25 protein-coding genes are annotated in these 22,407 nt (G+C 69.8%); 14 read left to right on the forward strand and 11 right to left on the reverse strand.

Annotated features, from left to right (window positions below):
- Positions 1–3: 3 nt before the first annotated feature.
- The 4 genes from ACZ7OU_RS41445 (at position 4) to ACZ7OU_RS41460 (ending at position 4,692) form a co-directional block, all read left to right on the forward strand.
- The gene (locus tag ACZ7OU_RS41445; protein WP_470259493.1) at positions 4–786 is read left to right on the forward strand and encodes a nitrilase-related carbon-nitrogen hydrolase; all 783 of its coding nucleotides are present in this window, start codon (positions 4–6) and stop codon (positions 784–786) included.
- A complete protein-coding gene (gene hydA, locus ACZ7OU_RS41450) occupies positions 786–2,168 on the forward strand; it encodes a dihydropyrimidinase (RefSeq protein ID WP_470259494.1) in 1,383 nt (460 codons plus the stop codon). The genes ACZ7OU_RS41445 and hydA overlap by 1 nt, the downstream gene beginning before the upstream one ends.
- A 7-nt stretch (positions 2,169–2,175) precedes the next feature.
- Positions 2,176–3,174: a TIGR03842 family LLM class F420-dependent oxidoreductase gene (locus ACZ7OU_RS41455; RefSeq protein ID WP_470245974.1), complete on the forward strand. Its 999-nt coding sequence runs from the start codon at positions 2,176–2,178 to the stop codon at positions 3,172–3,174.
- Positions 3,175–3,246: 72 nt separating this feature from the next.
- Entirely contained in the window at positions 3,247–4,692 is a 1,446-nt protein-coding gene (locus ACZ7OU_RS41460; protein ID WP_470259495.1) for an alpha/beta hydrolase, read from the forward strand.
- Here ACZ7OU_RS41460 and ACZ7OU_RS41465 read toward each other — a convergent pair.
- Together ACZ7OU_RS41465 and ACZ7OU_RS41470 are read right to left on the reverse strand one after the other, a co-directional pair.
- Positions 4,623–5,030 carry a hypothetical protein gene (locus ACZ7OU_RS41465; protein WP_470259496.1) on the reverse strand — a complete coding sequence of 136 codons (408 nt, stop codon included), beginning with the start codon at positions 5,028–5,030 and terminating at the stop codon, positions 4,623–4,625. The two genes, ACZ7OU_RS41460 and ACZ7OU_RS41465, sit on opposite strands and share 70 nt — an antisense overlap.
- Positions 5,012–5,884, reverse strand: a complete 873-nt coding sequence (locus tag ACZ7OU_RS41470) for a styrene monooxygenase/indole monooxygenase family protein (protein ID WP_470259497.1) — start codon at positions 5,882–5,884, stop codon at positions 5,012–5,014. The genes ACZ7OU_RS41465 and ACZ7OU_RS41470 overlap by 19 nt, the downstream gene beginning before the upstream one ends.
- Before the next feature lie 92 nt (positions 5,885–5,976).
- Here ACZ7OU_RS41470 and ACZ7OU_RS41475 point away from each other — a divergent pair, with 92 nt between their 5' ends.
- Positions 5,977–6,543: a GNAT family N-acetyltransferase gene (locus ACZ7OU_RS41475; protein WP_470245971.1), complete on the forward strand. Its 567-nt coding sequence runs from the start codon at positions 5,977–5,979 to the stop codon at positions 6,541–6,543.
- A gap of 52 nt (positions 6,544–6,595) precedes the next feature.
- Here the strand turns inward: ACZ7OU_RS41475 and ACZ7OU_RS41480 are convergent, their stop codons facing one another.
- From ACZ7OU_RS41480 to ACZ7OU_RS41500, 5 genes are all read right to left on the reverse strand, one after another.
- On the reverse strand, positions 6,596–8,821 hold the full coding sequence (locus ACZ7OU_RS41480) for a restriction endonuclease (RefSeq protein WP_470259498.1): 2,226 nt from the start codon (positions 8,819–8,821) through the stop codon (positions 6,596–6,598).
- A 92-nt stretch (positions 8,822–8,913) separates the two neighbouring features.
- The gene (locus ACZ7OU_RS41485; protein ID WP_470259499.1) at positions 8,914–10,143 is read right to left on the reverse strand and encodes a serine hydrolase domain-containing protein; all 1,230 of its coding nucleotides are present in this window, start codon (positions 10,141–10,143) and stop codon (positions 8,914–8,916) included.
- Between the two features lie 10 nt (positions 10,144–10,153).
- The gene (locus ACZ7OU_RS41490) at positions 10,154–10,966 is read right to left on the reverse strand and encodes a siderophore-interacting protein (RefSeq protein ID WP_470259500.1); all 813 of its coding nucleotides are present in this window, start codon (positions 10,964–10,966) and stop codon (positions 10,154–10,156) included.
- 29 nt (positions 10,967–10,995) lie between these two features.
- Complete coding sequence (locus ACZ7OU_RS41495; RefSeq protein WP_470259501.1) at positions 10,996–11,367, reverse strand: hypothetical protein; 372 nt, start codon at positions 11,365–11,367, stop codon at positions 10,996–10,998.
- Complete coding sequence (locus ACZ7OU_RS41500; protein WP_470259502.1) at positions 11,364–11,780, reverse strand: SgcJ/EcaC family oxidoreductase; 417 nt, start codon at positions 11,778–11,780, stop codon at positions 11,364–11,366. Before ACZ7OU_RS41500 ends, ACZ7OU_RS41495 begins: the two co-directional genes overlap by 4 nt.
- Before the next feature lie 82 nt (positions 11,781–11,862).
- Here ACZ7OU_RS41500 and ACZ7OU_RS41505 point away from each other — a divergent pair, with 82 nt between their 5' ends.
- Positions 11,863–12,567 carry a TetR/AcrR family transcriptional regulator gene (locus ACZ7OU_RS41505; RefSeq protein WP_470259503.1) on the forward strand — a complete coding sequence of 235 codons (705 nt, stop codon included), beginning with the start codon at positions 11,863–11,865 and terminating at the stop codon, positions 12,565–12,567.
- Here ACZ7OU_RS41505 and ACZ7OU_RS41510 read toward each other — a convergent pair.
- The 3 genes from ACZ7OU_RS41510 to ACZ7OU_RS41520 all read right to left on the reverse strand — a co-directional run bounded on the left by ACZ7OU_RS41510 (position 12,564) and on the right by ACZ7OU_RS41520 (position 15,196).
- Positions 12,564–13,484 (reverse strand): NADP-dependent oxidoreductase, encoded by a 921-nt coding sequence (locus ACZ7OU_RS41510; RefSeq protein ID WP_470259504.1) that lies wholly within the window; start codon positions 13,482–13,484, stop codon positions 12,564–12,566. The genes ACZ7OU_RS41505 and ACZ7OU_RS41510 overlap by 4 nt on opposite strands.
- 63 nt (positions 13,485–13,547) lie before the next feature.
- The gene (gene hemW, locus ACZ7OU_RS41515; RefSeq protein ID WP_470259505.1) at positions 13,548–14,765 is read right to left on the reverse strand and encodes a radical SAM family heme chaperone HemW; all 1,218 of its coding nucleotides are present in this window, start codon (positions 14,763–14,765) and stop codon (positions 13,548–13,550) included.
- 14 nt (positions 14,766–14,779) lie between these two features.
- Positions 14,780–15,196: a VOC family protein gene (locus ACZ7OU_RS41520; RefSeq protein WP_470245962.1), complete on the reverse strand. Its 417-nt coding sequence runs from the start codon at positions 15,194–15,196 to the stop codon at positions 14,780–14,782.
- Between the two features lie 75 nt (positions 15,197–15,271).
- On the opposite strand from ACZ7OU_RS41520, the gene ACZ7OU_RS41525 reads away from it, so the two are divergent.
- From ACZ7OU_RS41525 to ACZ7OU_RS41560, 8 genes are all read left to right on the forward strand, one after another.
- Positions 15,272–15,847: a TetR/AcrR family transcriptional regulator gene (locus ACZ7OU_RS41525; RefSeq protein WP_470259506.1), complete on the forward strand. Its 576-nt coding sequence runs from the start codon at positions 15,272–15,274 to the stop codon at positions 15,845–15,847.
- 13 nt (positions 15,848–15,860) lie between these two features.
- Positions 15,861–15,995, forward strand: a complete 135-nt coding sequence (locus ACZ7OU_RS41530) for a putative leader peptide (protein WP_360672267.1) — start codon at positions 15,861–15,863, stop codon at positions 15,993–15,995.
- Between the two features lie 106 nt (positions 15,996–16,101).
- Complete coding sequence (locus ACZ7OU_RS41535) at positions 16,102–17,790, forward strand: nitrite/sulfite reductase (RefSeq protein ID WP_470259507.1); 1,689 nt, start codon at positions 16,102–16,104, stop codon at positions 17,788–17,790.
- Entirely contained in the window at positions 17,787–17,942 is a 156-nt protein-coding gene (locus ACZ7OU_RS41540) for an Insertion element protein (RefSeq protein ID WP_155545716.1), read from the forward strand. The genes ACZ7OU_RS41535 and ACZ7OU_RS41540 overlap by 4 nt, the downstream gene beginning before the upstream one ends.
- Positions 17,939–18,634 carry a phosphoadenylyl-sulfate reductase gene (locus ACZ7OU_RS41545; RefSeq protein WP_470259508.1) on the forward strand — a complete coding sequence of 232 codons (696 nt, stop codon included), beginning with the start codon at positions 17,939–17,941 and terminating at the stop codon, positions 18,632–18,634. Before ACZ7OU_RS41540 ends, ACZ7OU_RS41545 begins: the two co-directional genes overlap by 4 nt.
- A gap of 11 nt (positions 18,635–18,645) precedes the next feature.
- Positions 18,646–19,566 carry a sulfate adenylyltransferase subunit CysD gene (cysD, locus tag ACZ7OU_RS41550; protein ID WP_360469894.1) on the forward strand — a complete coding sequence of 307 codons (921 nt, stop codon included), beginning with the start codon at positions 18,646–18,648 and terminating at the stop codon, positions 19,564–19,566.
- A complete protein-coding gene (locus tag ACZ7OU_RS41555; protein ID WP_470259509.1) occupies positions 19,566–20,828 on the forward strand; it encodes a sulfate adenylyltransferase subunit 1 in 1,263 nt (420 codons plus the stop codon). The genes cysD and ACZ7OU_RS41555 overlap by 1 nt, the downstream gene beginning before the upstream one ends.
- Positions 20,825–21,562, forward strand: coding sequence for a sirohydrochlorin chelatase (locus tag ACZ7OU_RS41560; RefSeq protein WP_470259510.1), 738 nt, complete (start codon positions 20,825–20,827; stop codon positions 21,560–21,562). The genes ACZ7OU_RS41555 and ACZ7OU_RS41560 overlap by 4 nt, the downstream gene beginning before the upstream one ends.
- A gap of 108 nt (positions 21,563–21,670) precedes the next feature.
- Here the strand turns inward: ACZ7OU_RS41560 and ACZ7OU_RS41565 are convergent, their stop codons facing one another.
- Positions 21,671–22,159, reverse strand: a complete 489-nt coding sequence (locus ACZ7OU_RS41565) for a hypothetical protein (RefSeq protein WP_470259511.1) — start codon at positions 22,157–22,159, stop codon at positions 21,671–21,673.
- Positions 22,160–22,407: the final 248 nt, after the last annotated feature.

The raw sequence follows: 22,407 nt of genomic DNA on the forward strand, positions 1-22,407 counted from the left end.
TCCATGACCAAGGCGGCGGTCGACCACATCGCCACCGCCGCCTCGCAGGGCGCCCAGGTCGTCTGCCTGCAGGAACTGTTCTACGGACCCTACTTCTGCCAGGTGCAGGACACCGAGTTCTACTCCTACACCGAGGGCATCCCGGACGGGCCGACGACCAAGCTCATGCAGGAGGTCGCCGAGCGCCACGGCGTGGTGCTGATCGTGCCGATGTACGAGGTCGAGCAGCCGGGCGTCTACTACAACACCGCCGCGGTGATCGACGCCGACGGCACGTACCTCGGCAAGCACCGCAAGAACCACATCCCGCAGGTCAAGGGCTTCTGGGAGAAGTTCTACTTCCGGCCCGGGAACATGGGCTACCCGGTGTTCGACACCGCCGTGGGCCGCATCGGCGTCTACATCTGCTACGAGCGGCACTTCCCGGAGGGCTGGCGCGCGCTGGGCCTGGCCGGGGCGAAGATCGTGTTCAACCCGTCGGCGACCAGCCGCGGCCTGTCGCAGTACCTGTGGAAGCTGGAGCAGCCGGCGGCCGCGGTGGCCAACGAGTACTTCGTCGGCGCGATCAACCGCGTCGGCGTGGAACCGCTGGGCGACAACGACTTCTACGGCCAGACGTACTTCGCCGACCCGCGCGGGCAGCTGATCGGCGACGCCGCGTCCGACACCGACGACGAGGTCGTCATCCGCGACCTCGACATGACGCTGCTCGACGAGGTCCGGGACCTGTGGGCGTTCTACCGCGACCGCCGGCCGGACACCTACGGCCCCCTCACGGAGGCCTGATGACCACGCTCATCACGGGCGGCCAGGTCGTCTCACCGTCCGGAGCGATCTCCGCGGACGTCCTCGTCGACGGCGAGACCATCGCCGCCGTCGGGGCACCCGGGACGCTTTCCGGCGACGAGACGATCGACGCCACCGGAAAGTACGTGCTGCCCGGCGGCATCGACGCGCACACGCACATGGAGATGCCGTTCGGCGGCACGCACTCCGTCGACTCGTTCTCGACCGGCACCACGGCGGCGGCCTGGGGCGGCACGACGACGATCATCGACTTCGCCGTGCAGGCCAAGGGAACCTCGCTGCTGTCCACACTGGACAAGTGGCACACCAAGGCCGACGGCAACTGCGCCATCGACTACGGCTTCCACATGATCGTCTCCGACGTCAACGACCAGTCGCTGAAGGAGATGGAGGCCTGCGTCGGCGCCGGGGTCGGCAGTTTCAAGATGTTCATGGCCTACCCGGGCGTGTTCTACTCGACCGACGGCGAAATCCTGCTGGCCATGCAGAAGGCGCGCGAGATCGGCGCCACGATCATGATGCACGCGGAGAACGGCATCGCGATCGACCAGCTGGCCGCGCAGGCCGTGGCCGCGGGCAACACCGACCCGGTGCAGCACGGCCTCACGCGTCCGCCGGAGCTGGAAGGCGAGGCGACGTCGCGGGCGATCCAGCTCGCGAAGGTCACCGGTTCGCCGCTGTACATCGTGCACCTTTCGGCGTCGCAAGCGCTTGCGGCGGTCGCGGAGGCACGCAATGACGGTCAGAACGTCTTCGCCGAGACGTGTCCGCAGTACCTGTATCTGTCCATTGAGGACCTGGCCAAGCCGGACTTCGAAGGCGCCAAGTACGTCGCGTCGCCGCCGCTGCGGGAGAAGTCGCACCAGGCCGACCTGTGGCGCGGCTTGCGGACGAACGACCTGTCCGTGGTGTCGACCGACCACTGCCCGTTCTGCTTCAAGGACCAGAAGGAGCTGGGCCGCGGCGACTTCCGGGCGATCCCGAACGGCATGCCGGGGGTCGAGCACCGGATGGACCTGCTGCACCAGGGCGTCGTCGCGGGTGAGCTGACGCTCGGGCGCTGGGTCGAGACGTGTTCGGCGACGCCGGCGCGGATGTTCGGGCTGTACCCGCGCAAGGGCGTCATCGCGGCGGGTTCGGACGCGGACATCGTCATCTACGACCCGACGGCGACCCAGACGTTGTCCGCCGAGACGCACCACATGAACGTGGACTACTCGGCGTACGAGGGTTTTGAGCTGACCGGCCGGGTGCACACCGTGCTGTCGCGCGGGCGCGTCGTGGTGTCGCCGGACGGGTTCACCGGGTCGACGTCGCACGGGAAGTTCCTCTCGCGCGACCTGAACCAGTACTTGAACTGAGGGAGTCATGGACTTCGGGATCGTGCTGCAGACGGACCCGCCCGCGCGGGACGTCGTGCGGCTGATGAAGGACGCCGAGGACGCCGGGTTCCGCTACGGCTGGACGTTCGACTCCTGCGTGCTGTGGCAGGAACCGTTCGTCATCTACTCGGCGATCCTCGCGGCGACGTCGTCGCTGGTCGTGGGGCCGATGGTGACCAGCCCCGGGACGCGCGACTGGTCGGTGATGGCGTCGACGTTCGCCACGCTCAACGACATGTACGGCAACCGGACCGTCTGCGGGATCGGCCGCGGCGACTCGGCGCACCGGGTCGTCGGGAAGCCACCGTCCACTTTGGCCACCGTCCGCGACTGCATGCGCGTGGTGAAGGACCTCGCCGAAGGCCGTGCGGTGGAGATGAACGAGACGACCGTGCAGATCCCGTGGATCCGCAACGGCAGGCTCGAGATGTGGATGGCCGGGTACGGGCCGAAGGCGCTGAAGACCGTCGGCGAACACGCCGACGGCTTCATCCTCCAGTGCGCGGACCCGGCGATCGCGCGCTGGACGATCGGCGCGGTCCGTGACGCGGCCCGCGCGGCCGGGCGCGATCCCGGCGGCATCACGATCTGCGTCGCGGCCCCGGCGTACGTCGGCGACGACCTGGCGCACCAGCGCGAACAGCTGCGCTGGTTCGGCGGGATGGTCGGCAACCACGTCGCCGACCTGGTGGCGCGCTACGGCTCGTCGGGTGCGGTGCCGAAGGAGCTGACCGACTACATCCGCGAGCGCGAGGGGTACGACTACAGCCACCACGGCAAGGCGGGCAACCCGTCGACGGAGTTCGTCCCGGACGAGATCGTCGACCGGTTCTGCCTGCTGGGCCCGGCATCGGCCCACGTCGAGCGGTTGCAGGAGCTGGCGGAGCTGGGCGTGGACCAGTTCTCGCTGTACCTGATGCACGACGACCGCGAGGCGACGCTGGCGTCCTACGGCTCGCAGATCATCCCGAAGCTCACCGCGTAGGGCTCGCCCTACCCCGGTTCCGGGGGTGCGCACCAGCGCGCCCCCGGTCCCGGTGGCGGGACGATCGGGCCCATGAATTCTCCGAAACTCCGTGCTGCGCTGGCTCTGGGGGCCGTCGCGGGTGTGGTCGCCTTGAGTGCGCCCGCGGCCGCGGCGAGCCCCGCCGGAATCGTCTGGGAAGACTCGTGCGCCGCCGGATACCAGTGTGGCCACCTCGACGTCCCACTGTCCTATCAGGACCCGTCCGCCGGTACGGTGTCCATCGCCGTCGGCCGGTTGCCCGCCACCGACCAGGCTCACAAACTGGGCACCATCTTCTACAACCCCGGCGGCCCCGGCTCGTCCGGCCGGTTCGCCCCGGCGCTCACCCCACAGCTGCACGCGCGCTTCGACATCGTCGGGTTCGACCCGCGCGGCGTCGGGGCCAGCTCGAAGATCCACTGCTTCACCGACCCGTCGCAGCTCGAAGTGTTGCAGCGGGCGCTCGGCACTTTTCCGTTGACGCGCGCGGCCGAGCAGCAGCAGATCGCGGACACGCAGACCGTCACCGACCTGTGTGAGCAGAACGCGGGCCCGCTGGCGAACCACCTCTCGACCGGCACGATCGCCCGTGACCTCGACCGTCTGCGGGCGGCGTTCGGCGAGCAGAAGCTGCGGTACTACGGCAAGTCGTACGGCACCTACCTCGGCGAGACCTACGCCAACCTGTTCCCCGGCCGCGTCGGCTCGCTCGCGCTCGACGCCGTCGACGACCCGGTGCGCTGGTCGACCGGCACCGGTCCGATGAGCTACCGGCTCCGGGGCTACGAAGACGGACCGCGCGCGCTTCAGTCCTTTTTGGACGCCTGCGCGTCGCGCTGCCCGTTCGACTACGACGCGATCCTGGACCGGCTCGAAGCCGGCCCGGTCACGGTGACCGACACGGCCGGGAAGCAGGTCGCCGTCACCTACCAGAGCGCAATCGCCACGATCCACGACTACCTGACCGACGCGCAGGCCGCGCCGCGGCTGGCGGCGTTCCTGCAGGCGCTGGCGGATCCGGCGTCGCGCGCCCCGGCCGCGGCGGGCGGCCCGCCGGACGTCGACTCCCTGCTGGGCGGCGGCGCGACGCTGTGCTCGGACGCGGCGAACCCGCGTGATCCGGCCGTGTGGTGGGACTACGCCCGGCGCGCGGACCAGGTCGGACGTGGTTTCGGCGCGTACGACGTCTACAAGACGCTCCCCTGCGCCACGTGGGACGTCTCGGACACCGGCCGCTACGCGGGTCCGTGGAACCGGCCGACGGCGCCGATCCTGCTCCTCGCCAACCGTCAGGGTGACCTGGAGACGCCGTACGCCGGAGCCCAGCGGACCGAGAAGCTGCTGGCGAACGCGCGCCTGCTGACCCTCGACACGTACGGCCACGGTTCGCGCGGCAAGAGCGCGTGCGTCGACGCCTCGCTCGACCGCTACTTCGTCGCCGGTTCGGTGCCCGCCCGGGGTGCGCTCTGCGCTCCGGACCGGGGTCCCTTCGACTGAAGGTACGCCATCGCCGCTTCGGGATCGCCCAGCCAGCCTGCGTAGTCGGCCGGGTTCTCGAAGAGGTGCGCGAAGCGGTGCGCCACTTCGGGAACGCGTTGCGCGGTGTCCAAAGTGGCCAGTACGTGGGGCGGGGGCGGGGCCAGGAGGTCGTTGTTGAAGCGCGCCGCGTGCCGGGCGTGCTGCCAGTAGCGGGCGAAGGCGTCGTGCATGAACTCCTCGTCGAACGGCCGGTCGGCGCGTTCGACGATGGCCTCCTGGTACGCCCGCGCCGCGCGGGCGGCCATGTTGGCGCCCTGGCCGCCGACCGGGTCGTTGGTCACCGCGGTGTCACCCATCGCGAGGACCTTCGCCCCGGACGGCAGGGCGCCGACCGGGTGCCGCACGATCGGCGTGATCCGGCCGTGCAGCATCTCGGTCGGCGCCACGGGACGGGCGTTGTCGAGCAGCTCCGCCTGCCACGGGTAGTGCGTGCGCAGCAGCTTCCGCGCGGTCTCGTAGTGCTGGCCGACGTCGGTGACCCGTCCCAGACGTCCATCGGGCCGCCGGGCAGGCCGAAGAAGCCGATGCCGTGCACCGGGCCGTGGACCGAAAGCACGGGCAGCAGGAAGAACTCGCCGACCGGCGCCATGCCGAAGGTGAGCCCCGGCACGGCGTCGAGCGCGCCGGCGACGTAGCAGATGCCGATCGCGCGCTGCGGCTCGCGGTAGGGCGAGCGTTCGTCGTCACGCGGGAAGAGCGCGTCGAACTGCGGGCCCCGCCCGGCCGCGACGATGAGCAGCTCGAACTCGCGGGCGCAGTCGTCGAGGTCGGCCGGGGTGGCGCGGCGGAGGCGGAGGTCGCCGCCGAGGCGGTCGAACTCGGTCATCCAGTCGGCGACCTTGACGCGCTGGTCGACCGACTGCGCGGGCCGGTCGAGCCCGACGCGCCACGAGATGGCGGGCTCGGAGCCCTCACCGGCGGCGGCGAAGGCGACTTCGCGGATGGGCGGCGCCTCCCAGAAGTCGATGCCGAGGGCGCGTTCCCGTTCGAGGGCGGGGTGGAAGAGGCACTGGTTGGAGACGAGACGCCCGTCGCGCACGGCTTCGGCGGGGCGTTCGGCGAAGATCGTGACGTCGTAACCGCGTTGCCGCAGCCCGATGCCGAGGACGAGCCCCGCTTGCCCCGCTCCGACGATCCCGATCCGCCGCATGGCCGCCCCTCCCCTGGAAACCCTTTGCTGCCAACGTACTCGTTTTTCGGGAACCGGCCCCCGCCCGATCGGGCGGCCGCTAGGGTGGTTCGGTGACGCAGCCGCCGCCGGGTTTCGACCGCACACTCCTCCTCCGGGACGGCCGCCGGGTGTGGGTCCGCCCGCTGACACCCCAGGACGCACCGGAGCTGGGCGAAGCGATCCGGAACGCGGACCCGGAGACGCTTCGCCGCCGGTTCTGCGGCTCGGCTCCGCGCGTGACGCCCCAGCTGCTGGAGCGCCTGACGGTGCTGGACTACGAGCGCCGGTTCGCCCTGGTGGCCAGGTCAGCGGAGGGCCCGGGGGTGGCGGTGGCCCGCTACGAGGCAACGGGCCGGCGGATGGCGGAGGTGGCGATAGCGGTGGCCCCGGCATGGCGCCGGGTGGGGCTGGCCTCGGCGTTGCTGCACATGCTGGGGCTGGCGGCGTTGGAGCGCGGGTTCGAGCGGTTCACGGCGGTGTATTCGGCGGACAACCGTCCGGTGGCGGAGCTGCTGGACTACGCACGGGGGCGCCGGGTGATCGCTGAGGGGGTCGCGGAGGCGGAGGTACAGCTTCGGGATCATCCCGAGGCGCCGGTGTCGAGGCCGGGGTTTTCGTTCTTTCAGCGGAATCCGTAACAGACCACGTGATCGCACCGATCCAGGCCGGGCACCTCGTTCCTTGGCATGCTCAGGTCTGGCCTCGTCCGGACTTACGGCGCAGCTTTTTCAAGTCTCGGATCGTGAAGAACAGCAAGACCACAAAGGGCAATCCGTAGAAAAGATCCCCGCCCAGCGCGTTGCCGAAAGAGTGATCCGGCCAGCCGTCTGTCACGGTGAGTTCGATCGCGATGATCGTTCCGATCGCGAAAAAGGCTGTGAACAGCCACAACGCGATCCGGACAGTCCATCGCCACGATGCCCGTCCCTTCGCCTTGTAGGACTGGGCGCGCACTTCCTTCGGGGTCATCAACCCCTGGGGTCGCGCCGGCGAACCAGTCGTCTGGGCCAGCCAGTGGCTCAGCACGTTCACATCACCGGGCACAAATCCTCGCTGGACCAGCGAGACCCAGACCTCGCGCAGCCCGGCCGAGAAGCCGAGCACGTACGAGGGCGTCGGAGTGAAATGCGATTCAAGCGTCTCCTCCGGAGCCGCGTAGGAGCCGAGGTGATGGGCGATCGCCGGGAGCCAGTCGGGCAAGACGGCTTGAGATGCCTGACCGGAGGCGATACCTTGCCAATACTCTCGCAGAGGCTTCAACCAGCGCGCAACATCGAAACTCACTTGCACGGCTCCTTCAAGGACGTGCAGCGGAAGCTTCTCCGCCAGAGCGATCGCTTCGCGCTCACCTCGACGGCGATCGGCGAGCCGCGCATCATCGGACACCGATTGAGCGCTCGACGCGGCACCGGAGCCGACTATAGGAGACGCTTCCACGACTCGTCGGCTTCTCTGCAGGACTTCGGGAACAGGCTTGGTCTCCCGCACAGCCGGAGCAGTACTTTCTTTGCCGGCGACGGCACCGGTCACCAAGTCAGGCGGCAGCCACTCTCCTTCAGCGCGCACGCACATCAGGGAAACTCGGCTCTTGCCTCCTGGACCACGATAACGAACTGCAACGTGAACGGAGGACGAAGAAGCCCTCGCCACTTGGCCGTCGAGCATCTCGATATCTTTAACTCGGCCGAGAAGAGCACTGTGCCCATTGCGGACGTCGGTCACCCACAGCGACGCGTCCTTGGCGAGCGATACGGTGTGCGAGGCATCGACCGCCACCGTCGTCACTGGATGCGAACTTGGCAGAGCCCATCGCCGCGGCGAATCACTTGCCTTCGATACCAGGACGAAGTCCGGTTCTCCAGCCAGGACCAAATCAGCATCGTTCACCCATGTGGCACCGGTCGCTGCAGCTGGATGGTAGGGAACTTCACGTTCGCTCTCCGTCCCGAGCCGGCCGCAGATCGCGATAACTGTGGCCGGCGCACCATGATTCTTGCCGACCGACCCTGGATCGAAGCACCACACCGCCCCTCGACTGTCGTGCACCAACTGCGCATTCTCGCTTGCGGCCCCACCCATAGACACGACTTCCACCGCGCCGTCCTCGCAACGCGCTACTCCGTGAGCACGGTGCACCACGACCGCGGTTCCGGATCGCAGCGCGGCGCCGTCGCAGCCGCTGACCGCTGCTGCCCAAGTGGCTGCGCGGTTCTCGAGGTCGACCGAGAAGACGCCATACTCCGCCGTGACGAGAACCTTGTCGTTGTGATCCGGAGAAATGCCCAGGCGCGTGGACTCGAAGTCGACCGCGCCTTCCTCGGCTCGGACGTGACCTGCCTCAGACGTGAAAGTCGGGAGACTCGGCATCTCTTGTTGGCCGAAACTCAAAACTGGCACCGGTGTCTTCTGGTCGAGAAGAGCGCGCAGCGGCGTGTAGGCGCTTCCGTCGAAGGAAGCCTTTTCGGTGACCAGATCCAGCAATTCCGCTGGTGGGACGAACCCACTGAGCATCGCCTCCCAGTGCTCCTGGTCCAAAAGAACCAAGTCCAGCCGCCTGCCCTTGTCGATCTCTTCGAGCGCAGCCGGGGTATACCCACCCATCGACAGGAAGACGCCGGTGACCCCCATCATCCGTTGTTCCACACGCCGCTGCAGCTTGGCGATGGGCCCGGTCGAAGTCTTGCGCTGCTCCCACTTGGCTTCGAGGATGAAGTGCCGTCCCGCATGTTTGAACGTCACATCGATTTCGCCCACGCTTCGCTGGTCCGCCTTGGCCCTGATACCGAACGCCGTGAACAACTCCGCGATCAGCCCGTTGAAGCGCTGACCGCGAGTCTGCCTTCGGTCCGGCGGCGACTGCGTCAACGTCGCGTATTCGCGGACCAACTTTCGCCAGTGGATCGGGTCTTCGAGCACGGGTCACACTTTGCCTCATCAGCACGTCCGCCAAAAGCGGTACCGGCTTGACCAGGTCAGCCGATACCGCCCGTCACCCGAATGGACGCCGATCAGTCCAGCAGTGCCTGGTAAACCAGCTGCCGCAGCTGCGACCGCAGCCGATACGTGCTCGACGGCAGCAGCTGCGTGTAGAACGCCACCGTCACGTCCTCGTCCGGATCCACCCAGAACGCCGTCGACGCCGCGCCGCCCCAGGCGAACTCCCCCGCCGACGACAACGTCCGTGCCTTCACCGGGTCCTCCAGTACCGAGAACCCCAACCCGAACCCGTGCCCGTCGAACGGCATCTCCGCGAACAACGGCCGGCCGTACTCCTCCAGGTCCACGTGGCCCGGCAGGTGGTTCGACGCCATCAGCGCCACCGTTCGCGGGGAGAGCAGCCGGACGTCGTCCAATGCTCCGCCGCGCAGCAACATCTCCGTGAAACGCCAATAGTCCGATGCCGAGGAAACCAGACCGCCGCCGCCGGAAAGGCAGTCCGGGCTGGACTTTCCGAGAGCGCCGAACGCTTCGTTCCGCGTAGCACGGCCGGTAGCGGGATCCGGCACGTACAGCGCGGCCAAGCGAGCGACCGAAGAAGCCACGAACCCCGTGTCCGTCATGCCCAGCGGCGTGAAGATCCGCGACGAGAAGAACTCGTCCAAGGACTGCCCCGAAACGACCTCGACGAGCCGCCCCAAGACGTCCGTCGCGATCGAGTAGTTCCACTCCGCGCCCGGCTGGAACAGCAGCGGCAGCGACGCCCACTGCTCCGAACACGCCGCCAGGTCCAGACCCGGCGGCGTCCCCCACTCGAACCCCGCCGCCCGGTAGATCGCGTCGACCGGGTGGCCGTGGTGGAAGCCGTATGTCAGACCGGCCGTGTGGGTCAGCAGGTGCCAGACGCGGATGGGCTGCGTAGCCGGTTCGGTCACCGGCCGCAGCGCCGAGCCCTTGACGAACACCCGGGGCGACGCGAACTCCGGCAGCCACCGCGAGATCGGGTCGTCCAGCTCCAGCAGGCCGTCTTCGACCAGCATCATCGCCGCGACGGACGTGATCGGCTTCGTCATCGAGAAGATCCGCCACAGCGTGTCGGTCTCCACCGGCGTGCCCGCTTCGACGTCGCTGTGCCCGCCGCTGCCGACGTGCACGATCCGGCCGTGCCTGCTCACCACCGCGAGCCACCCCGGTAGCCGTCCATCCTCGACGTACCGGTCGAAATGGGTGTCCATCCGGGAAAGCCGGTCCGCGTCGAATCCGGCTTCGGCCGGGTCGACGTCCACCTTGAGGTTCGCCATGTCGGCGAGATTACTTCTCGCGAGCCCGTTCGGCCGCTTTCTCTTCACGCCAGGCTTCGTCGTTCTTCCCGGCGCGCCAGTACCCCGAGATCGACAGCAGCTCACGCTGCATCCCGCGCTCGTCGAGCAGGTACCGCCGCAGCTCGCGGACGAACCCCGCCTCGCCGTGCACGAACGCCTGGACCACCCCGGAGCGCCACGGCAGCTCCCGCACCGCCGCGGCGACGTCGCCACCGGACGAGCGGTGCAGCCACGTGATCTGCGCGTCGGCCTTCGTGGAAAGCGGCTGCTGCTCGTCGGCGTTCTCGACGAGGATCACGGCGTGCGCCGCGACGCCCGCCGGGAGCGCTTCGAGCGACGCCGCGATGGCCGGCAACGCGCTTTCGTCGCCGGCCAGCAGGTGCCAGTCCGCCTCGGTGCCCGGCGCGTACGCGCCCCCGGGGCCGGACAGCAGCAGCTCGTCACCGGGCTGGGCCGCGGCCGCCCACGGGCCGGCGATGCCTTCGTCGCCGTGGTGGACGAAGTCGAAGATCAGCTCGCCGGCCTGCGGGTCGAACGCCCGGACGGTGTAGGACCGCATCCGCGGCCAGTGCTCCCGCGGCAGCGTGGCCCGGCACTCCTGGACGTCGAACGGCTCCGGGTACTCGACGCCCGGGACCTTGAACAGCACCTTCACGTACGCGTCGGTGAACTCGTTGGGCTGAAAATCGGCGATGCCCTCGCCGCCCGCGACGATCCGGATCATGTGCGGGGTCAGCCGCTCGGTGCGCAGCACGCGCAGTTTCACCGCGGGCCGTCCGGACCGCCGGGGTGCTTCGGCCATCGGCCAACTCCTCGCTCAGGTACTAAGGGTTACCTAAGCACCGTACGCGCAGATTCCGGCTCCTGGCCATCGGGCCGCCCCAGTTCTTCGATCATCCGGGCAAAACCGGCGGCTGTCTTCGCGCGGAACCCGACGAAGAACCGGTTGGCCAGCGGGACTCCCCAGCGTCCCCAGGTGGCCGCGTTGACCACGCGGTGCTCGACGCGCGCGCCGCCCGGATGGGGCGTGACGCGGTACTCCCCGCGGTACCACCAGCCGCCCTGCACCGCGAGGAACCCCCGTTCGGCGTCGACCTCCGTCCGCATCGGATGGCCGCCCCCGGTCACCCGACGCCGCACGTCCTCGAACACCTCGGCCGGCGGGCGCGCGACGACCCCCGACGCCTCCGCAAGCGTTTTCACCCGCGCGGATCCGATACGCGCGTGTTCTGGAACGCCGTGATCAGCCACTCGCCGTCCTCCTGGACGAGCACGAAGCTGACGGTCGACTCGCGGCCCGCGTCGGTGGTGTCCGCCCCGGTGACCGAAGAGCCGCCCCCGGCGACGACCACGGCGACGTCCGGACGGACGAACCGCACCTTCGCCGCCGCGCCGAGCTGCCCGGTCAGCTTGGAGCCCTTGAGCGGCCCCTCGAAGAGGGCCCGGTGCGAGCTTTCGATCGCTTCCCGGCCGGGGAAGTTGAGCCCGAAGAACGTCACGTAGTCCGCGTCCTCGGTGAAGAGCCGTCCGTACGCGGTGGCGTCGGCGGAGTTCCAGGCCTCGGTGAGGCGGCCGAGCACGGCGCGGACGTCGGCTTCGGCGGTGGTCGTGGTCATGAGATCCCCTTTTGCGAACGCTGTTCGTCTTACGAACACCGTTCTACATACGAACGGCGTTCGCGTCAAGTACAGTGTTCGCGTGACCGTTCCCCCACCGCCGTGGCGCAGCGCACCGCGCCGTCGCGCCGCGAAACCCGCGCTCTCCCAGGAGCTCGTCGTGAAGACGGCGTTGGAGATCTTGGCCAAGGAGGGGCTCGAAGCGGTCACGATGAGACGGGTCGCGCAGGAGCTGGAGACGGGACCCGCGTCGCTCTACGCGCATGTCGCCAACAAAGACGAGCTGGCGGAGCTGATGCTCGACGCCGTGCTCGCCGAAGCGCCGATCCCGAAGCCGGACCCGGCGCGCTGGGACGAGCAGGTGAAGGAACTGGTCCGCGGTCAGATCCGGGTGATGGTCGCCCACCCCGGCATCGCGCGGGTGGCGTGGGACATCGCCGTGCCGGTCACGCCCAGCTCATTGCGGCAGGGCGAGGCGATGCTGGCACTGCTGCGCGCGGGCGGCCTGACGCTCAAGCAGGCGACCTTCGCCGGCGACGCCCTGGCGCTCTACGCCAAGGCGTACGCCTACGAAGCCAGCGGCTGGACCTGGGGCGACATCGACGAAGCCGACACCGCGAAACGCGGCGAGCAGATGGTGGCGTACATGCGGTCGCTGCCGCCCGAGGCGTTCCCGAACATGCTGCACGTCGGCGAGTTCTTCTCCGCCGAGACCGCGACCGAACGCCTCGAGTTCGCCCTCGACATCTACCTCGCCGGCCTGAAAGTCGTGGCGGCCAAGAACTAGGGCCGCAGGACGATCTTGCCGCGCGTGTGCCGCTGCTCCAGCTCGCGGTAGGCGTCGTGCACCTCGGCGAGGGGATAGACGCGCGCGATCGGCACCTCGAGAAGTCCCTTGCCCACCAGCAGGCTCAGCTCGCGCAGCACCTCGGCCGACGCGCCGGCCATGTTGCCCTCGGTCTTGACGTTGTACTTCGCGGCGGCTTCGTAGTCGATGATCGTGTCGATCCGGCCGGGGTGGATGCCCAGGTGCAGCGCCAGGTCGACGTAGCCGGAGCCGAAGGTGTCGACGAACGCGTGCACGCCGTCCGGAGCGGCTTCCTTGATCCGCTCGAGGACGCCGTCGCCGTAGGAGACCGGGACCGCCCCGACCGAGCGCAGCCAGTCGTGGTTCGCTTCCCCGGCCAGGCCGATCACCGTGGCGCCGGCCAGCTTCGCGAGCTGGACGGCCAGCGATCCGACCCCGCCGGCCGCACCCGAGACGACGACCGTGTCCCCCTCGCGCGGGCACACCGCGGCCACCGCGGCGTAGGCGGTGGTGCCGGCGACGAACAGCGAGCCGGCGGCCTCCCACGACACCCCGTCCGGCCGCGGCGTGAGGTCCGAAGCCTCCGCCACGACGTAGTCCGCGTGGCTCGATCGCGTGTGGACGAAGCCGATCACCTCGTCGCCGACCGCGATCTCCTCGACGCCTTCGCCGAGTTCCGCGACGACGCCGGCGAAGTCGCTGCCCTGCCCGGACGGGAACGTCGCCGGGAACCGCTCGTGCAGGAGCCCGCGCCGGATCGAAGCCTCACCCGGGTTGATCCCGGCGGCGCGGACCTCGACGAGCACCTGCCCCCGTCCCGGTGCCGGCCGCGGCACGTCCTCGACCCGCAGGACCTCCACGTCGCCGTACTCGTCGAACCTGATCGCGCGCGCCATGGGCCCTCCTGGAAAAGTCGTTGCTCTATACAAGCAACCAGGAGGTCCCCGGATTTAATCCCGTCAGCCCGCGAGCCGCCGCACGACGCCGTCGGCCAGCAGCCGTCCGCGGTCGGTGAGCACCGCGCGGCCGCGGGAGTCCAAAGCGGCCGGATCGAGCAGGCCCTCGGCCGCCGCCGCTCTGGCCTCCGCGAGGCCCGGCTCATCCAGGACGTCGAGCGGAAGTCCTTCGGCGACACGCAGTTCGAGCATGATCCGCTCGAGGTGCTGGTCGTCGTCGGTGAGCACCTCGCGCCCGCCCGCGGGCGACTCGCCGGCGGCCAGCAGCGCGGTGTAGCGCGCCGGGTGCTTGACGTTCCACCAGCGCACGCCGCCGACGTGGCTGTGCGCGCCCGGCCCGGCGCCCCACCAGTCGTCGCCGCGCCAGTAGCCGAGGTTGTGCCGGCAGCGGGCGGCGTCGTTCGCCGCCCAGTTCGACACCTCGTACCAGCGCAGCCCGGCCGCCGACAGCGTGGCGTCGATCATTTCGTAGTCCGCGGCCAGCACGTCGTCGTCCGGCGCGGGCAGCTCCCCGCGGCGCACCCGGCGGGCCAGCGCCGTGCCCTCCTCGACGATCAGCGCGTACGCCGACACGTGGTCGACGCCGGCGGCCAGCACGGCGTCGAGCGTCGCGAGGAGATCGTCCGGGCGCTCGCCGGGCGTGCCGTAGATCACGTCGAGGTTCACGTGCTCGAACCCGGCCGCGCGCGCTTCGGCGGCGGCCTGGCCCGGCCGGCCCGGGGTGTGCACGCGGTCAAGGATCTTCAGCACGTGCCGCGCCGCCGACTGCATGCCGAGCGAGACGCGCGTGTAGCCGGCTTCGCGGATCCCGGCGAAGAACTCCGGCGACGTCGACTCCGGGTTCGACTCCGTCGTCACCTCGGCGCCCGGGGCGAGCCCGAAGACGTCGCGGACGGCGTCGAGCACCGAGCCGAGGCCCTCGGCGCCGAGCAGCGACGGCGTGCCGCCGCCGACGAACACGGTGTCCGCGGCGGGCGGCACGACCAGGACCTTCGCGGCCAGCTCCAGCTCGCGCCGCAGCCCTTCGAGCCAGGACTGCGGCGACGAGCCGGAGTCGAGCTCACCGGCCGTGTAGGTGTTGAAATCGCAGTAACCGCAGCGTGTCGCGCAGAACGGGACGTGCACGTAGACCCCGAAGGTTCTGCTGCCGAGCCCCTTCAGCGCGCTCTCCGGCAAGGCCGGATCGATCGAGGTGGCGGAGTCGGAACGCAGTACGGGCACCCTCGAATTGTCCCCTACGACGCCGGGAGGTTCGCCGCCGCCCAGTCCGGGTCGAGCGGGATCATCTCGATGACGTCGAGCAGCACACCGTTCGGATCGGCCACGTAGAAGTGCCGCTGACCGAACGCCTCGTCGACGACCGGTGTGACGAGGTCGACACCCGCGTCCACCAGCCGTTTCGCCTCGGCCGCGGCGTCCTCGACGACGAGCCCGAACATCAGCCCCGCCGTCTCCCGCGCCCGGTAGGCCGGCGGGACGGAGTCGTGCCCGCGCTGGACGAAGCTGATCTCGTAGCCGGGCGCACCGGCGTTGACGCTGGCGAACCAGTCCAGCTCGACCGTGACCGGCAGCCCGATCACGTCCCGGTAGAAGCGGGTGGTCGCGGCGACGTCGTCGACCAGGTACCCCGCCCCGAACCCCTTGACCTGCATCGCCAGTTCCTCTCCGTCAAACCACTGTACCTGTAGTACTCTAATCATAGTGGTTTGAGTCGGCAAGGAGGATTCGTGCGGCAGAACACCGAACGGCGGACGGCGCTGACGGACGCGGCCATCGAGGTCCTCGCCCGCGACGGCGCGCGCGGGCTCACCTACCGCGCGGTGGACACCGAGGCCGGCGTCCCGCCCGGGACGACGTCGAACTACTTCCGCGACCGCGACCAGCTGCTGGCCGAGGCCGGCGATCGCGTGCACGTCCGGCTGTCCGCACTCGAGGAGGTCATGGCCGATCCCCGCGCCGAAGAGCCGTCGACCGGGCGGGTCGCCGCGCTGCTCGGCGACGTGATGAGCCGGCTGACCACCCGCCGCAGCTCCTACCTCGCCCTGCTCGAACTGCGCCTGGAGGCGAACCGGCGGCCCGGGCTGGCGGCGGCGCTGACCGCGACCGTGCGGGAGAGCTTCGACCTCAGCGTGGGCTTCCACGAAGCCGCCGGACTGCCCGGCGGACGCGACGACGTCCTGCTGCTCTATCTGGCCCTGACGGGACTGACCGTCGAGCGGTTGACATTGCCCGAGGCGTTCGCGGAGTACTCCGATGCGCAGGTCGTGGGCCTGCTGGTCGACCGCATTCTCCCAGGCGAGTGACCCTTCTCCCACCATGCGGGCACCCCTGGACCACATTGTGGACGCGTGGCACGCTGACGCCGTGACTCATGCCGGTGTTCTCCTCGTGGCGCGCCGCCACGTCGACCTCCTGCGGGTCGCCAGCGCCCTCTGCGTACCCGTTCGCTGACTCCCGTCGCCACCACCTGCCACGAATTCTGGACAGCCGGCGCCGGAGGCCACCCGCGAGCCGGTGGTCCTCCGCTGCCACGAAAAGCCTCTCGGAGGACGCCGCCATGGCCACGCCCCAGACCCCCGCCCGCCCCGCGCGCGTCAAGCAGAAGCGCGGTGAAGGGCAGTGGGCGCTCGGTTACCGGGAGCCGCTGAACCCGAACGAGCGGTCCAAGAAGGACGACCACCCGCTCAACGTGCGGGCGCGGATCGAGAACATCTACGCCCACCGCGGGTTCGACTCGATCGACCCGGGCGACCTGCGCGGCCGGTTCCGCTGGTTCGGCCTCTACACCCAGCGCAAGCCGGGCATCGACGGCGGCCGCACCGCGACGCTGGAGCCCGAAGAGCTCGACGACCGCTACTTCATGCTGCGGGTCCGGCTCGACGGCGGCGCGCTGACCACCGGCCAGCTCACCGTGCTGGGCGAGATCTCGCAGGCCTACGCGCGCGACACCGCCGACATCACCGACCGGCAGAACATCCAGTACCACTGGATCCGCGTCGAGGACGTCCCGACGATCTGGGCCAAGCTCGAAAACGCCGGCATGACGACGATGGAGGCCTGCGGCGACAGCCCGCGCGTCATCCTCGGCTCGCCGGTCGCGGGCATCGCGGCGGACGAGGTCATCGACGGCACCCCGGCCATCGACGAGATCAAGCGCCGCTACATCGGCAAGCCGGAGTACGCGAACCTGCCGCGCAAGTTCAAGACCGCGATCTCGGGCCAGCCCGACGTCGCCCACGAGATCCACGACATCGCCTTCGTCGGCGTGAACCACCCCGAGCACGGCCCCGGCTTCGACCTCTGGGTCGGCGGCGGCCTGTCCACCAACCCGATGCTCGGGCAGCGCCTGGGCGCCTGGGTGCCGATCGACGAGGTGCCCGACGTCTGGGAAGGCGTCATCTCGATCTTCCGCGACTACGGCTACCGGCGGCTGCGCTCGCGGGCCCGGATCAAGTTCCTGGTCAAGGACTGGGGTGCGGAGAAGTTCCGGCAGGTGCTGCAGGACGAGTACCTCAAGCGGGAGCTGATCGACGGCCCGCCGCCGGTCGACCCGGCCGTGCCGATCGACCACGTCGGCGTGCACCCGCAGGTCGACGGCAAGTTCTACCTCGGCGCCGCGCCGATCGCCGGCCGCGTCTCCGGCGGCACGCTGGTCGCCGTGGCCAAGGCCGCCGAGCGGGCCGGGTCGGGCCGCGTCCGGCTCACCCCGCAGCAGAAGCTCGTCGTGCTCGACGTCCCGAAGGAGCAGGTCGAGACGCTGCAAGCCGAGCTGGCCGAGCTGGGCCTGGAGACGAAGCCGTCGCCGTGGCGGCGCAGCGTGATGGCGTGCACCGGGCTGGAGTTCTGCAAGCTCGCCATCGTCGAGACGAAGGCCCGCGCGCAGCAGCTCGTCGCGGACCTGGAGAAGTCCCTCGCGGACATCCAGGACGGCCTCGACACGCCGGTGACCGTGCACCTCAACGGCTGCCCCAACTCCTGCGCGCGGATCCAGACCGCGGACATCGGCCTCAAGGGCCAGATCGTCACCGACGCCGACGGCAAGCAGGTCGAAGGCTTCCAGGTGCACCTCGGCGGCGGGCTCGGCCTCGACGCCGGGTTCGGCCGGAAGCTGCGCGGCCACAAGGTGACCTCGGGCGAGCTGACCGGGTACGTCGAGCGCGTCGTGCGCAACTACGTCACCGGACGCGAACCCGGCGAGCGGTTCGCCCAGTGGGCCGGGCGCGCCGACGAGAGCGCCCTGCAGTGACCTCCACCGAGCGCGCCGTGCCGTACCACTGCCCGTACTGCGGCGACGAAGATCTGCGGCCGGAAGAGAACGGCGGCTGGCTTTGTTCCGCCTGTCGCCGGGTTTTCTCGGTCAAGTTCCTCGGACTGTCCCTTCCGGAGGTGTCCCGATGACCGCCACTGCCGACTACAAGACGCTCGCCGAGCGCGCGTCGAAAGAACTCGCCGAAGCGACCGCGGACGAGGCGATCCGCTGGACCGTCGACACGTTCGGCGAGGACTTCATCGTCGCGTCCAACATGCAGGACGCCGTGCTGATCGACCTCGCGACGAAGGTGAAGTCCGATGTGGACATCCTCTTCCTCGAGACGGGCTACCACTTCCCGGAGACGATCGGCACGCGCGACGCCGTGCAAGCGGTCTACCCGGACGTGAAGATCGTCAACGCCCAGGCCGAGCAGAGCGTCGCCGAGCAGGACGCCGAATACGGCGCCAAGCTGCACGACCGCGACGCCGCGCTCTGCTGCAACCTGCGCAAGGTCGTGCCGCTGCGCAAGACACTGGCGAACTACTCGGCGTGGGTGACCGGCGTCCGCCGCGTCGATGCGCCGACCCGCGCGAACACCCCGATCGTCACCTGGGACGACCGCAACGGCCTGGTGAAGATCAACCCGATCGCCGCGTGGACCGACGACGAGTTCAACGGCTACATCCGGGACCACTCGATCCTCGAGAACCCCCTCGTCTCGATCGGCTACCTCTCGATCGGCTGCGGACCCTGCACGGCTCGCGTGGAACCGGGTCAGGACCCCCGCAGCGGCCGGTGGGCCGGGCAGAGCAAGACCGAGTGCGGACTGCACGGCTGAGGAAGGGACGCATGACGACCTTGGAGCCCGCGACCGATGCGGCACAGGACAACCTGGCGGCTTTGGAGTCCGAAGCCATCCACATCTTCCGGGAGGTGGCAGGCGAGTTCGACCGCCCGGTGATCCTGTTCTCCGGCGGCAAGGACTCGACGTTGCTGCTGCACCTGGCGATCAAGGCGTTCTGGCCGGCGCCGGTGCCATTCCCGCTGCTGCACGTGGACACCGGGCACAACTTCGACGAGGTCATCGAGTTCCGCGACCGCGTCGTCGAAAAGCACGGGCTGCGGCTGGTCGTCGCGAAGGTCCAGGACTGGATCGACGACGGGCGGCTCGAAGAGCGGGCCGACGGCATGCGCAACCCGCTGCAGACCACGCCGCTGCTGGACACCATCGCGGAGAACAAGTTCGACGCCGTGTTCGGCGGCGGCCGCCGCGACGAGGAGCGCGCCCGGGCGAAGGAGCGGATCTTCAGCCTCCGCAACGCCTTCGGCCAGTGGGAACCGCGCCGGCAGCGGCCCGAGCTGTGGAACCTCTACAACGGCAGGCACCGCCCGGGCGAGCAGGTCCGCGTCTTCCCGCTGTCCAACTGGACCGAGGCCGACGTCTGGAACTACATCGCCCGCGAGAAGGTCGAGCTGCCGTCGATCTACTACGCGCACCAGCGCGAGGTGTACCTGCGCGACGGGATGTGGCTCGCCGAAGGGCCGTGGGGCGGCCCGCGCCCGGGCGAGGAGGTCCGCGAGCGGACGGTCCGCTACCGGACGGTCGGCGACGGCTCGTGCACCGGGGCGATCGAGTCCACCGCGGCCACCGTCGAAGACGTCATCGCCGAAGTTTCGGCGTCGCGGCTGACCGAACGCGGCGCCACCCGCGCCGACGACCGGATGTCCGAGGCGGCCATGGAAGACCGCAAGCGTGAGGGGTACTTCTGATGAGCTCGCTGCTTCGCCTGGCCACGGCCGGAAGCGTGGACGACGGCAAGTCCACTTTGGTCGGCCGGCTGCTGTACGACACCAAGTCGGTGCTCGCCGACCAGCTCGACGCGGTCACCCGCGCGTCCGTCGACAAGGGACTGTCCACACCGGACCTGTCGCTGCTCGTCGACGGCCTGCGCTCGGAACGCGAGCAGGGCATCACCATCGACGTCGCCTACCGGTACTTCGCGACGCCGAAGCGGTCGTTCGTGCTGGCCGACACGCCCGGGCACGTGCAGTACACGCGCAACACGGTGACCGGCGCGTCCACCGCGCAGCTGGCCGTGCTGCTGGTCGACGCGCGCAAGGGCGTCATCGAGCAGACCCGGCGGCACGCGGCGGTGCTCGCCCTGCTCGGCGTGCCGCAGCTGGTGCTCGCGGTGAACAAGATCGACCTGGTCGGCTACGACGAGGCGACGTTCACGGTGATCGCGAAGGAGTTCGCGACGCACGCCGAAACGCTGGGCTACCCCCAGGGCTCGGTGCTCGCGATCCCGGTCTCGGCGCTGGAGGGCGACAACGTCGCGACGCGCTCGGAGCGGACGCCGTGGTACTCCGGCCCCAGCCTGCTGGCGCACCTGGAGGACGTGCCGGTCGCGCCCGACCCGCACGACTCGGCGCTGCGCTTCCCGGTGCAGTACGTGATCCGCCCGCGCACGCCGGAGTACCCGGACTACCGCGGCTACGCGGGCCAGATCGCCGCGGGCACGGTCCGCCCCGGCGACGAGATCGTCGTGCTGCCGCAGGGCATCCGCAGCCGCGTCGAGCGTATCGACACCGCCGACGGCCCGCTGGACGAGGCCGGCGCCGGGACGTCGGTGACGCTGCTGCTCACCGACGACATCGACATCTCCCGCGGCGACCTGATCGCCGCCGCGGACGCGCCGCCGCGGGTCACCGACGAGATCACCGGCACGCTGTGCTGGCTGTCGTCCAAGCCGCTCAAGCCGGGCGCGCGCGTGCTCGTCAAGCACGGCGCCCGCACGGTGCAGGCACTGGTCGGCGAGCTGCACGCGCGGTTCGACGAGCAGAAGCTGTCCAGTGTGGACGCTCCGAACTCGTTGGAGCTGAACGACATCGGCCTGGTCACCTTGACGCTGGCCGAGCAGCTGAGCGTCGACGACTACGGCGACAGCCCGCGCACCGGCGCGTTCCTGGTGATCGACCCGAAGGACGGCGACACCCTCGCCGCGGGCCTGGTGGGTGAGCGCTTCTCGTGACGCCGCCCCTGGTCGCCGTCGCGCACGGCAGCCGTGATCCCCGCTCGGCGTCGACCGTGCGGGCACTCGTCGACGTCGTGCGCGCCCAGGCGCCCGGGGTGCCGGTGCACGAGTCCTTTCTGGACCTCTCGGCGCCGCTCGTCACGGACGTGTTGCGAGGGTTGTACGCATCGGGCCACCGGTCGGCGGTCGTGGTGCCACTGCTGCTCGGCAGCGCGTTCCACGCCCGCGTCGACCTGCCGGCGCTGATCTCTTCGGTGACGGCTTCGTGCCCGGGCTTCCGCATCGAGGTGTCGGACGTGCTGGGCGCGGACCCGGCCCTGGAGGCGGTGGCCCTGGACCGGCTGGCGTCCGCTCCTCGCCGGCGCGGGACGGGTGTGCTGCTCAGCGGAGTCGGCTCGTCCAACGCGTCGGCGAACGCGGTCGTCGCCTCCCTGGCCGCGCGCTGGGAAGAGCGGCTGGGTGTCCCGGTGAGCGAGGCCTTCGCGTCGGCCGCCCAGCCGGACATCCCCGCGGCCGCCGCCCGGTTGCGCGCCCGCGGCGTGCGGCACCTGGTCGTGGCGTCGTGGTTCCTCGCGCCGGGCCTGCTGCCGGACCGCATCGCTCGGCTGGCCCGCGAGGCGGATCCGAGGGCGTTCATCGCCGAGCCACTGGCCGACGACCCGCGCGTCGCCGACGTCGTCATCAGCCGGTACGCCACCGCGATGAGCGGACTGCTCCGCCAGTACGCGTAACCCGCCGGCGGTGCCATGCCGGACGTAGGGCGGCTGATCGTCATGAGCGTGGTGCCGGTCCAGAGCCGCTGGATCAACTTCCCCGGGTCCGTGTTCGCGTGGCATTTCTCAGCCGCGGTGTCGGCAAGGGGCGTACTGGTCGAGCGCTTGGCGTGCCGCCTCCGTGTCTTGGCGGTACATCGGTTCGAAGGCGAACCCGCGGTGTTCGCCGGGTTTGAGATGTGCTTTCGATTCGGCGGCGGCCTTGAGCATCGTGTCGACGTCGGCCTTCACCTCGGGCGGGGCGGTCTTCGCCAGTTCGGCGCCCGCGTCGGCGATCACGTCGGCTTGCCGGGTGAGTTCGGCGATCCCGGGCGCTTTCCGGCCGTTGCCTTCATCGGGCCGTACGGTTCTGGCCAGGTCGGCGCTGAAGTGGATCAGCAGGAAGGAGAATTCCTGCAACTGTCCGCACAAGGCCTGCTGTGCACCGTCGGGGGCCGGTGAGGTGCTCGCGGTGGGTGCCGCGCTGCTCATCGGAGGCGGTGGCGAACCGGCTGTGCAGCCGGCGAGCGCCGTGGCGACAGCCAGTGCCACTGCCGATCTGCCGAGCGTGTGCACGAGATGACTCCTCGGTCCGTCGGTCTGGTACGACGTATTTACCCAAAGAGCGCTGGGAGGGGTCCCGGACCGCAGGTCAGTGTGCGCCGCTTCCCGGCGGGCTGAACCACTTTCGGTAGCGCAAGGCGATCACCCGGAGCCCACCACCGCCAGAAGGCGAGTCTTTTTCACATTTCTGGTGACGCTGCGCGCATGGGAACGGTAAATCCTTGACGTGCTAGTTAACTTGCCGGTAACTATCTAAGCGC

This window comes from Amycolatopsis sp. NPDC114505, assembly GCF_055633615.1.